The 12210-nt window shown below is 60.4% G+C and carries 9 protein-coding genes; 8 read left to right on the forward strand and 1 reads right to left on the reverse strand.

The annotated features are described in order from the left end of the window. Positions 1 to 42 precede the first annotated feature (42 nt). Together ACIX9_RS10380 and phoU are read left to right on the forward strand one after the other, a co-directional pair. On the forward strand, positions 43 to 4575 hold the full coding sequence (locus ACIX9_RS10380) for a sodium:solute symporter family transporter (protein WP_013580442.1): 4533 nt from the start codon (positions 43 to 45) through the stop codon (positions 4573 to 4575). 104 nt (positions 4576 to 4679) lie between these two features. After that, entirely contained in the window at positions 4680 to 5357 is a 678-nt protein-coding gene (phoU, locus tag ACIX9_RS10385) for a phosphate signaling complex protein PhoU (RefSeq protein ID WP_013580443.1), read from the forward strand. A 65-nt stretch (positions 5358 to 5422) separates the two neighbouring features. Here phoU and dcp read toward each other — a convergent pair whose 3' ends face one another. Continuing rightward, the gene (gene dcp / locus ACIX9_RS10390; protein WP_013580444.1) at positions 5423 to 7528 is read right to left on the reverse strand and encodes a peptidyl-dipeptidase Dcp; all 2106 of its coding nucleotides are present in this window, start codon (positions 7526 to 7528) and stop codon (positions 5423 to 5425) included. Between the two features lie 87 nt (positions 7529 to 7615). On the opposite strand from dcp, the gene ACIX9_RS10395 reads away from it, so the two are divergent. The 6 genes from ACIX9_RS10395 to ACIX9_RS10415 all read left to right on the forward strand — a co-directional run bounded on the left by ACIX9_RS10395 (position 7616) and on the right by ACIX9_RS10415 (position 12208). Further along, complete coding sequence (locus tag ACIX9_RS10395; RefSeq protein WP_013580445.1) at positions 7616 to 8170, forward strand: DinB family protein; 555 nt, start codon at positions 7616 to 7618, stop codon at positions 8168 to 8170. A gap of 48 nt (positions 8171 to 8218) precedes the next feature. Next, positions 8219 to 8701: a hypothetical protein gene (locus ACIX9_RS25770; protein ID WP_157477473.1), complete on the forward strand. Its 483-nt coding sequence runs from the start codon at positions 8219 to 8221 to the stop codon at positions 8699 to 8701. A gap of 209 nt (positions 8702 to 8910) precedes the next feature. Next, positions 8911 to 9870 carry an IS5 family transposase gene (locus ACIX9_RS10405; protein ID WP_041597230.1) on the forward strand — a complete coding sequence of 320 codons (960 nt, stop codon included), beginning with the start codon at positions 8911 to 8913 and terminating at the stop codon, positions 9868 to 9870. 16 nt (positions 9871 to 9886) lie between these two features. Next, entirely contained in the window at positions 9887 to 10294 is a 408-nt protein-coding gene (locus ACIX9_RS26405) for a hypothetical protein (protein WP_198152079.1), read from the forward strand. A gap of 213 nt (positions 10295 to 10507) precedes the next feature. Further along, entirely contained in the window at positions 10508 to 11740 is a 1233-nt protein-coding gene (locus ACIX9_RS10410; protein ID WP_013580447.1) for a PQQ-dependent sugar dehydrogenase, read from the forward strand. 15 nt (positions 11741 to 11755) lie between these two features. Continuing rightward, entirely contained in the window at positions 11756 to 12208 is a 453-nt protein-coding gene (locus ACIX9_RS10415) for a c-type cytochrome (protein ID WP_013580448.1), read from the forward strand. Positions 12209 to 12210 lie beyond the last annotated feature (2 nt).

Consider the following 12210-nt stretch of genomic DNA (forward strand, 5'->3'; position numbering starts at 1 on the left):
TATCATAAACGCTCACGAGCCATTCACGTCCGGAGAACGCATTTGACCCCGAGCCTCACCCCATTACTCCTCACCATCCCGACGCTCGGCACCACCCGTCTCTCCCCATTCGACCTCGCCCTGGTCGCCCTCTACCTCGTCGCCATCACCATCTTCGGCCTCCGCTTCAGCAAGCGTGACAAGACCTCCAAGGACAAGTCGCTCAAGAGTTACTTCCTGGCTAACAACACCATTCCCTGGTGGGCCATAGCCCTTTCCATCGTCTCCGCCGAAACCAGCACTCTCACCATCGTCTCCATCCCCGGCGTAGCCTTTGCCGGCGACTTCGGCTTCCTCCAGATCGTCCTCGGCTACATGCTCGGCCGCATCGTCGTAGCCGCCCTCTTCCTTCCAAAGTATTTCCAAGGGGAAATGCTCACCGCCTACCAGCTCATCGACCGCCGCTTCGGCGCCGGCCTTCACAAGGTCACCGCCAGCCTCTTCCTCCTCACCCGAGCAGCCGCAGAAGGCGTCCGAGTCTTCGCCATCTCCATCGTCGTAGGCCTGGCCATCGGCACCGGCGACGTCCTCTCCATCGCCATCATCTCCGCCCTCACCCTCCTCTACACCTTTGAAGGAGGCATGGCCGCTGTCATCTGGACCGACGTCGTCCAGATGGCCCTCTACGTCGCCGGAACCATCGTCGCCATCTTCACCCTCGGAGCCCACGTCCCCGGCGGCTGGTCTCACATCCACGCCGTCGCCGGAGCCGCCGGAAAGTTCCACATGCTCGACTTCTCCCTCACCCTCACCAGGTCCTACACCTTCTGGGCCGGCATCCTCGGCGGAACCTTCCTGACGATGGCCTCCCACGGCACCGACCAGCTCATGGTCCAGCGCATGCTCGCCGCCCGCAACCTCCGCGAGTCACGCCTCGCCCTCCTCAGCTCCGGCGCCGTCATCTTCCTCCAGTTCACCTTGTTCCTCCTCATCGGAGCTGGCCTCTACGTCTTCTACGGCAACCACCCGCAATCCTTCAAGTCCAACGACCACATCTTCCCCACCTTCATCGTCCGCGAGATGCCCCACGGCGTAGCCGGCCTCCTCATCGCAGCGATCTTAGCCGCCGCCATGTCCAATCTCTCCGCCGCCCTGAACTCCCTCGCCAGCACCACCGTCATAGACTTCTACGTCCCGTTCAAATCCCGCACCAGTTCTCCAAAAAAAGCCGTCGTCATTCTGAGCGAAGCTCAGAACCTCAGTATTTCGCCTGAACCAGCACCAAGTTCGACCGATACCACTCTCATCTCCCGCCTGGCCACCATCCTCTGGGCCATCGTCCTCTTCGCCATAGCCGTCTACTCCGTCCACGCCGGAGGCAAAGGCCACGTAGTAGAAACCGGCCTCTCCATAGCCTCGGTAGCCTACGGCTGCCTCCTCGGAGTCTTCCTCCTGGGCACCCTCACCAAATACGCAACCGAACTAGGAGCGACCTTGGGCATGATCTGCGGCTTCGCACTTAACCTCTTCCTCTATCAAGCCACCTTCCCCCACCCCTTCATACCCTTGCCCATCCGCATCGCCTTCACCTGGTACGTCCTCATAGGCTCCCTCGCCACCTTCGCCCTCGGCAGCCTCTTCAGCCTCATCCCCCGCCCCAAACCACCCACCCTCACCACAGCCGCCATCTTGCTCATCTTCACCATCGCCTCCTCAGCCCAACCTACCCACGCCGTCATTCTGCGCGCAGCGGAGAATCTCAGTAGTTCGCTCGTAGCGGCACAAGCCCCGCCCTCAATCCCCTACGACTTCACCTCCGCCTCCACCCTCATCCAAACCGCAATAGCCGACCACAAGCTCCCCGGAGCCGTCCTCTTCATAGGCCACAACGGCAAGATCGTCTTCCACCATGCCTACGGCAACCGCAAGCTAGCCGGAGAACCCGGACTGGACGGCAAACCCTCCCCCGCCGAGCCCATGACCGAAGACACCATCTTCGACATAGCCTCCCTCTCCAAGGTCCTCTCCACCACCACCGCCATCCTCCAACTTTATGAGGCAGGCAAGCTAGACCTCGACGCCCCCGTAGTCAAGTACCTCCCCACCTTCGCCCAAAACGGCAAGCAATCCATCACCATCCACCAACTCCTGACCCACTACTCCGGCCTCCCCGAGGACGTAAATCTCAAAGACTCCTGGGGCCTCGCCGCCCCCGACAAAGCCGAAGGCATCTCCCGCGCCATGGCATCCATCCCCTACGGCCCCCCTGGCGTCACCTTCAAGTACTCGGACATCAACTTCATCACCCTCGGAGCCATCGTAGAAAAACTCTCCGGCGAACCGCTCAATGAGTACGCTCGCCTCCACATCTTCACTCCGCTCGGTATGGTTTCGACTAACTACCACCCGTTCGATAAGGCCTGCGGCCCAGCTCAACGCAGCGGCGCCGCGATCGAATATTTGCCAAAGCTGCCGAAGGCATTCGAATGCGTCGGACCTGCATACTGGACACCCATCTATTCAATCCCCAGCACCGCCCCAACCGCCCACGACGATGAATCCAAACTCGACCCCACCGCCAACCCCGACTTCGACCACCTCCTCCGAGGCACAGTCCACGACCCCACCACCCGCCGCATGGGAGGAGTAGCCGGCCATGCCGGAGTCTTCTCCACCGCCTCAGACGCCGCCAAGTTCTGCCAGGCCCTCCTGGACAAGCTGGTAAACAACACAGGCCCTTTCCCCCTGAAACAATCCACCCTGAAACTAGCCACCTCCCCCCAGGCCCCCGCCACCGCAGTCGACACCGCCACCATCTTCCTCCCCAACGGCACCACCACCAAGGGAGTAGCCCAGCGAGGCCTCGGCTGGGACCTCAACACCGCCTTCTCCCGCCCAAGAGGCGAAATCTTCCCCATCACCACAAAGGAACACCCCGGCAGCTTCGGCCACACCGGCTTCACCGGTACCAGCCTCTGGCTGGACCCCACCAGCAACACCTACGTCATCCTCCTTGCCAACGCCATCCACCCCCGCGGCGGTGCCCCCATCTCCGCCCTCCGAGGCCAAGTAGCCACCGCCGCCGCCCGCGCCCTCGGCCTCACCCCACAGGGTGGGGTATCGAGCGAAGCTCGACCGCCCTCCTCCTCCCCATCACTAAAGCCAGTACTCTACGAGCCGGGTGCCCCACGTCCCGCTTCTGGGACGTGGGTTCCCACCACCGCCCCCAAAGTTCTCACCGGCATAGACGTCCTCGAAGCCTCCAACTTCCTCCCCCTCCGCAAACTAGCCACCCAGCACCAAAACCACCTCCGCATAGCCCTGCTCTCCAACCAAACCAGCCAGGACTCCTCCGGCCACCGAACCATAGACATCCTCCTCCACGCCGACCCCTCCATCGAACTAACCACCCTCTTCGCCCCCGAGCACGGCATAGCCGCAGCCCTCGACCAGGAAAATCTCGGCAAGCAAACCGACCCCACAACCAACCTCCCGGTCATCTCCCTCTACGGCCCCAAGCCCGCCGACAAGCGCCCCAAGTCGTCAGACTTGGAGAATTTGGACGCCGTAATCATCGACCTCCAGGACGCCGGGGTCCCTTTCTGGACCTACGAAACCATCGTCGGCTACTTCGTGGAAGCCACCGCCAACACCCACACCACCCTCATCATCCTCGACCGCCCCAACCCCGTAGGCGGCCTCGCCGTCCAAGGCGAAATCTCCGACCGCCAGACCAACGTCTACACCAACTACACCCCCATCCCCGTACGCCACGGCCTCACCATCGGCGAGCTAGCGCAATACTTCCGCAGCCTGCTCCCACACCTCCCCGGAGACCAATCTCAGACAGGTATCCACGCGACCGATCGTGGGAATCGGCAAACATCCATCGCGCAGCCCTCAAACACTCAAACCGGCATTCACGCCACCCACACCCCACCCAGGATCTTCAACGAAACCACCGGAGAACTCTCCCCGGCAAACCCACCCAACGAGCTACCCGCCTCCCCCACCGACAACCTCCTCGTCATCCCCATGCAAAACTGGACCCGCGCCCAGTTCTTCGACCAAACCGGCCTCACCTGGATTCCCCCCAGCCCCAATCTCCGCAGCCCCACCGCCGCCACCCTCTACCCCGGCATCGGCCTCACCGAGCAAACCAACATCTCGGTCGGTCGAGGCACCCCCACCCCCTTTGAAAATCTCGGAGCCCCCTGGCTCAACCCCAAAGAACTCATCGCCTACCTCGTCGCCCGCAAAATTCCCGGCATCCGCTTCACCCCCACCACCATGACCATCGCGGAGGACGCCAACAAGTACCCCTCCCACGGCCAGACCATCCCCGCCATCCACTTCGAGGTCACCGACCGCACCATCCTCGACACCCCAGAGCTAGGCCTCGAGCTCCTCTCCGCCCTCCACCACCTCTATCCCACCCAGTTCAACCTCGCCCGAGCAAAAACCCTCCTCGCCAGCGCCCAGACCCTGGCCGACCTCACCGCCGGTAAAGACCCTCGCGATATAACCGCCGCCTTCCAGCCCGCCCTCTCCCAATTCCGAACCGCCACCGCCCCGTACCTCCTCTACCAACCGTGAATATTCCATGACACACGCACCCCTCCCGGTGCATCTCTCTACAATGAAAAGACCAGCCTGAAGAGGTCAATCCTTTCCTTTTCAACCCCCAGGAGGCCCCATCCATGCCGCGTATCAACTTTCAACAGCAACTCGTAGCCTTGAAAGACAAGCTCCTCGCCATGGCCGCGCTTTCCCAGCAAGCCCTCGAGTTCTCCGTCGAAGCCTACTCCACACGCGACCTAGCCCTCTCCAACCACGTCAAGGAGATTGAAGCTGCCATCAACGCAGCCGAGACCTCCGTCGACGAGATGGCCTATGAGCTCCTCGCTAAAGAGCAGCCCATGGCCGTCGACCTCCGCTTCATCCTCTCGGTCATCAAGATCAACGGTGACCTCGAGCGCATCGGCGACCAGGCCACCAACATCGCCACCCGTGCCGCCGCCGCCCTCGACAAGCCCGCCATCCATCTCCCCATCGACATCGAAGAGATGGGCGCCAAGGTAGGGGTCATGATCCGCCGCGCCATCCAGGCCCTCCTTGAAGCCGACGACAAACTCGCGGAATCCGTCCTCGCCCTCGACGACGAGATCGACGAGATGAACCGCGCCATCCACGCCGACCTCATCCAGACCATGGAGCAGCATTCAGAGTCAGCCGAGCAGGCCCTCAACGCCATCATCATCAGCCGCAACCTGGAACGCGCCGCCGATCACGCCACCAACATCGCAGAGGACGTCATCTTCTGGGTTCGCGGCAACGACGTCCGCCACAAGTTCTCCCTCCTCCAACCCACACAGTAAGAGGCAGCCAAAAGGCTGCCTCTCCACCGCACCATCACTGCCCTAACACTACCCCACCACTGTTCCTACTGCTTCAAGCCCCTCTGCTTCAGCATCGGCTCGATCTTCGGCTCCCCGCCAAGCCAGGTGTCGTACATCTTCGCCAGGTCCTCCGTGTTCCCACGCGAGAGCACCATCTTTCGGAACCGGTCGCCGTTCGCCCGAGTCAGCCCACCGTTCTCCTCGAACCAGTGATACGCCGCATCGTCCAGCATCTCGCTCCAAAGATAGGCGTAGTACCCGGCGGCATACCCACCCGCAAACACATGGCTGAAGTAAGTCGAGCGATACCGTGGCGGCACCGCCTCCAGAGCCAGGCTCTTCTTTTCGAGCGCCGCCTTCTCAAACGCATCCGCCTCCTGCGCCGGCATCCCCGCGCCCAGCGTATGCCACTGCATATCGAGCTCCGCCGCAGCCAGCAGCTCCGTCAGCGCATACCCCTGGTTGAAGGTCGCCGCCCGCTTCAACTTCGCCGCCAGCTCCTCCGGCATCGGAGCGCCGGTCTTATAGTCCTTCGCATAGTGCTGAAACACATCCGGATAAGTCGACCAGTGTTCATTGAACTGCGATGGAAACTCCACAAAATCCCGTGGCACTGAAGTCCCTGAAAGCGAAGGATACTGCGCCGCCGCAAACATCCCATGCAGCGCATGTCCAAACTCATGGAACATCGTCGTCACATCGTCGAACGTGATCAGCGCCGGCTGCCCATCGGCAGGCTTCGTAAAGTTAGCCACGTTATAGACCACCGGCATCTCACCCAGCAGCCTGGATTGCCGCACGAAGCTCCCCATCCACGCCCCGCCCCGCTTGTTATCCCGCTTCCAGTAGTCGCAATAGAAGATAGCCAGGTGCGAGTGATCTGCATTGAATACCTCGAACACCCTCACATCCGGCGCATACACCGGCAGGTCATGCCGCTCCTGGAACGTGACCCCATACAGCTTGTTCGCCGCATAGAACACCCCATTCTGCAGCACATTATCGATCTCGAAGTAAGGCCGCACAGCCTCCGGATCAATGTCATACCGAGCCTTCCTCACCTGCTCCGAGTAAAACTCCCAATCCCAAGGCTGAACCGTAAATCCGCCCTTCTGCGTGTCGATCAACTCCTGAATATCCCTCTGCTCCGCCTTCGCCTCAGCCACCGCCGCCGGCACCAGGGCATCCATAAAGTGGATCGCAGCCTCCGGCGTCTTCGCCATCTGGTTCTCGAGCTTCCACGCCGCATACGTTGGATACCCCAGCAGCTTCGCTTTCTGCGCCCGAATCTGCGCCAGCTCAGACACGATCATCCGCGTATCGTTATCGCCGCCCTTCTCCGCCCGAGTCCACGAGTCATGAAACACAGCCTCCCGAGTAGCCCTCACATTCAACCCTGAGAGCACCGGCTGCTGCGTCGTATTCTGCAACGGCAGCACATACCCCTCAACTCCCCGAGCCTTCGCCGCCGCAGCAGCAGCAGCAATCTGCGCCTCCGGCAGCCCCGCCAGCGCAGCCTTATCGGTTGTCGTATAAGCCCCCGCCTTGGTCGCCGCCAGCAGCCTGCGCCCAAACGTATTCGAGAGCTTCGACTCCTCCTCGTTCATCGCCTTTAGCTTCGCCTTGTCCGCATCGTTCAGCTTCGCGCCGCTATGCACAAAGCCGTCATACGTATGCTCCAGCAGCCGCAGCGACTCAGCATCCAGTCCCAGCCCAGCCCGCTTCTCATAAACCGCCTCCACCCGCTTGAACAGCTTCGCATCCAGGTAAATCGCATCCTCGTGCGCCGACATCTTCGGCGCCATCTTCGCCTGCAACTGCTCCAGCGTCGGATTCGTATAAGCCCCCGTCACCCCGCCCAGCGCAGCCTGCACCCGATCCAGCAGCAACCCCGTCTTCTCCAGCGCCACCACCGTATTCTCAAACGTCGCCGGCACGGCGTTATCCGCAATCGCCCGAACCTCCTTCGTCTGCGCCTCCATCCCCGCCATCAGCGCCGGCTCGTAGTCCGCATCCTTAATCCGGTCGAACGGCGGTGCCTCAAACGGCAGCGAGCTCTTCTCATAAAAAGGATTCGCCGGCCCAAACACAGCCGTCTGCCCCTGCGCCATCCCCACTGCCATCGCACCCGCCGCCAGAACTACACTCATCCGCATGACTCCCAATCTGAAACCCTCCAGAGGTCTAAATTGTATCCTTGTGCAAAGCATGAATCCCCAAGGGAGACCCAGAGGAGCATGGTAGAAGCAATCACCCCCTCAGAACGCCAGCTAGTCCTTGACCAACTCTCCACCAGCGAGCAGCGCCTCCTCGAACTCGCAACTAACCTCAACCCTTCTCAGTGGCACTTCCAGGAGTCCCCAGACCGCTGGTCCATCGCAGAAATCATCGAGCACTGCATCGTCTTCGAGCGCTTCATCACCGGCGTAATCACCAACGCTCTCGCCACCCCAGCCACCACCGAAAAGAAACCCGAAGCCCCCACCAAGGAACCCTGGGTACAAGGCCTCGCCCAATCCCGCCACACCAGATTCAAATCCCGCGAAGTGAACCTCCCCACCGGCCGCTGGCCCAACCCCATAGACCTCATCGCTGAACTCCGCCAAACCCGCGCCCAAACCCTCCACTTCGCCTCCGAAACCCAATCCCCTCTCCGCGACCACTTCTTCCCCCACATAGCCTTCGGAGACCTGGACTGCTACCAATGGCTGGTCGTCACAGCCCAACACACAGCCCGCCACGCCCACCAAATCGAAGAGATCAAATCCAACCCCGCCTACCCACCCTCATAACGCGCGATCGAAAGTACGACTTTGCAAAGAATCAGCTAATCTGTTCGCATGGCAAGCCCGAAGAAAGTCGCGAAGAGAAAGGGCAGCACTCCTAAAGCAACCTCTAGAAAAGCCTCCAGTCCTGAAGTCATAGGGAAAGGGCATCTTTCGGCGGCTGAATTCCGGAAGCGCGAAGACGCTCGCCGCGAGCAACTATCGACAAAAGGAAAACTCAAACGGGCAGAGGCAAAGGCTGCAGCTCATGAGGCTCGAAAAAACCCACCCGTGGTGGAACGGAGACCTTCTGGAATTTCTTTGATGATTAAGCTATTAGAGTATGGAGTCGTGAAACCGAAGGTAAGCTGCCCACACTGCAACACGGTGGGTAACGTTCGGATCAAAAGAACTAGCCAGAAGGCTGGCGTGAGTGGCGGCAAACTTGCCGGGGCGATCCTAACGGGTGGAATTTCCATTCTTGCGACCGGTTTAAGCCGTAAGGAAATAGTCAACTTGGCGCATTGTGATAATTGCACCGTAAGTTGGCAATTGTAAATTTGCTGGGTGGCGCACGACCATTTCTATGTTTTAAAGAGAGGCAGTCCATAGTGGGTAACTCGGAGATCTTTCAGAAAATCATGAATGAGCTACCGGTCGGTACGAAGCTTGATCCTAACTATCTCGTTACAGGTGTTAGGGAAACTCTGCACAAGTTCTGCGTCCGCGGCCTGATGGATTAATCTGATGGTTAGGGGTGGATGGCGATGAAGCAGCAGACGTTTGCGTCCCAGTCGATCTTTGAGAAGTATGGGCGGAAGTCTCGGCGGGAGCTGTTTTTGGATGAGATGGAAGTGGTTGTTCCGTGGCCCGAGTTACAGGCTCTGGTCGAACCGCACTACCCGAAGGCCGGCAACGGCCGTCGTCCTGTCGGGCTTGCGATCATGCTTCGGACGTACTTTATGCAACAGTGGTTCAACTTGTCCGACCCCGGCGTCGAAGAGGCGTTTTATGAGTCCTTCACGCTGCGGCGGTTCGCTGGTGTTGACCTGGGCGTGGCTCCGGCACCGGATGAAACGACAGTGCTGCGCTTCCGCCACCTGCTCGAAAAGCATGACCTTGGCGGTGCCATGCTCGACGCGGTGAACCTGCATCTGGCGGCCAGGGGCATCCGCATCGAGACCGGCACGATCGTGGATGCGACCATTATTCATGCGCCTTCTTCGACCAAGAACGAGAAGAAAGAGCGTGATCCGGCGATGCGTCAGACTCGTAAGGGCAAGCAGTGGTACTTCGGACTGAAGGCGCACATCGGCGTTGATGCAAAAGAAGGTCACGTGCACTCAGTGGCAACGTCGGCGGCCAACGTCTCCGACGTACACATGCTGCCGGATCTGCTACATGGGGAGGAGCGAAAGGTGTGGGGCGACGGCGGCTATCAAGGCCAGACCAAGGCCATCCGGCAGGCCGCGCCCAAGGCCCAGGACATGACCTGCAAGCGAACCAGGTTCAAGAACTATGTCGATGAAGCGGCAAAGAAGAAGAATACGACGAAATCAAAAGTAAGAGCGAAAGTAGAACACGTCTTCCGTATCCTGAAGCGCGTCTTCGGCTTCGACAAGGTACGCTACAGAGGCATCGCCAAGAACCATCACCGGCTATGCGCCAACTTCGCCCTCATCAACCTCTACCTCCACCGCAAGCACCTGGCGGGAACCGCCGCCTAGCGCCGGGAGACGGGCTATGAGTCTTCGACTCCGCACAAACCCCAGCCAGAACAAGCAAAGCACGGCCCAACCGCAGAAAAACTTGGCCGCCGACTCAAGTCACACACCGACATCGTCAAATCGGCCGCCTGCGCAGAGGCTCCTTAGGCCATCTCGCGGAGAATCCGCGCTTTTCTATTCGATTCCAAACAGGACGACTGGTAAACGCAGCCAGAAATCCATTGTCCAATCGGAATTGGATATGGCATACCAGCGTTTAGTCGATGAAGGGGAATTTACCTTGCATTGGTTCAAAGAAAATATGCCGATTACCGCCAGCCAAAGTTCCTCTTGTAGCTTCAAAGTGGTGGGAGAAGCGTTCGCATTTCTTCGCTTGGCCGAGCGAATTCCTTTTGGACGCGGCCATAAGTATGTGAGCGTTTGAGCACGACGGAATTCATGCTCTCTGAATCGTGGGCTGTGCATCCAGATGGACTTCCCGCAGATATGGAACAATCAGCGCGTGGATACCGTCAGTAGCTAAAGGGAGTTCGCCGCAGAGCTGACCTGCCCCAATGCCAAAAACGACTCGTAACCAACACAAGCTATCCTGTGACTGAAAGTTTTCGCACCGCATGACCGCATCAGAGGAGAACGAATGAAGCACTTGGCACTCGCAGGCCTTTTTCTAACCATGGTCTCAACCAGCGCATCCGCACAGGTCAACGCAGGCGACCAGAAATCCGACTCGGTCCTGCCCTTCACCGTCACGCAGGTCACCACCTTGAGCCTCCCCTGGAAGATCGCCTTCCTCCCGGACGGCCGCATGCTCATCACCGAGAAGACCGGCGGCATGCAACTCGTCACCCAGCAGGGTGAAAAGACCCCCGTCTCCAACGTTCCCGCCGCACTCTGGCGAGGCCAGGGTGGCATGCTCGGCGTCTATCTCTCGCCCCACTACGCCAAGGACCACTTCGTCTACCTCACCTACTCCGAGCCCGGCGACGGCGGCTCCAGCCTCGCGCTCGCACGTGCCATCCTCAAGCTCGACAAGGGCACCGCCAGCCTCGAAGACCTCAAGGTCATCTGGCGCGACGGCGAACGCGGCCAGGGCGGACAGTTCGGCGCAGAGGTCGCCTTCTCACCAGACGGCAAGCTCCTCTACCTCTCCTCCGGCGATCGTCAGCGCATGACGCCCGCGCAGGACCCCAACCAGCCCCTCGGCAAGATCCTCCGCCTCACCCTCGACGGCAAGCCTGCCCCCGGCAACCCGATGGCCGGCAAGATTGGCACCCCCACCGTCCCCGTCATCGACCCGCCTGAAGACACGGAAGCCGCCAAGACCGCGCCCGTCGTCAAAACTTACACCTTCCCCGGCCCCAACCTCACGCCCTCTGAAACCTGGGTCACCGGCCTCCGCACCCCCTACGGCCTGGCCTTTGCACCCGATGGCCGCCTTTGGGAACTCGAGCACGGCCCCCGCGGCGGTGATGAACTCAACCTCATCGAACCCGGCAAGAACTACGGCTGGCCCCTCTTCTCCTACGGCAAAAACTACAACGGCGTCCCCATCCCCAAAACAGATCCGAAGCCCAATCTCACCGAGCCAGTCATCTATTGGGACCCCGTCATCGCACCCGGCAACCTCGCCTTCTACAAGGGCTCCATGTTCTCGCAGTGGAACGGGTCTGCCCTCGTCAGCGGCCTCGGCCCCAAGATCCTCATGCGCCTCACCTTCGATAGCAAAGGCGGTGCCAAGGTCGCCGAGCGTTGGAACTTCAACCACCGCCTTCGTGATGTAGAAGTCGCTCCTGACGGTGCAATCTGGGTCATCGAAGACGCCAAACCCGGTGCCCTCTGGCGTCTAACGCCCAAAACAGCCACCAACTAAAAGAGCATGGAAACAATGAGCAGAAAACTCACACTCATCCTCGGGGCAGCAGCCTGCACACTCCTGTGCGGGCTCTGCATCTCCTCTCAAGCCCTGGCCCAGAAGCTGCAACTGCCCGACGACACAGGGAAGCCAGAGTTCGTCCACAACTGCACCGCCTGCCACCTCGCCTCACTGGTCGTCGCAGTCAAAAAGACTCCGGACGACTGGCGCAAAAATGTCGACGACATGGCCGCCCGCGGCACCGACGGCACAAAAGAAGACCTCGACAAAGTAGTCGTCTACCTGGACAAGTACTATTCGCTCCAAACGCCCGCACCCTCCGAGGCACCTCACCCCGCCCCCCAGTCCACCTTGCACGCCCCCACAACCCTTAGCCCCACCGATCGAGAGCGCTTGAAGCAAATCCTCGCCGAACCCGGCACCGCACAAGTCACCGCCTCGAACAGCAAGCCCCACACACCTTGACT

This window comes from Granulicella tundricola MP5ACTX9 (assembly GCF_000178975.2).
GTDB classification, from domain to species: domain Bacteria; phylum Acidobacteriota; class Terriglobia; order Terriglobales; family Acidobacteriaceae; genus Edaphobacter; species Edaphobacter tundricola.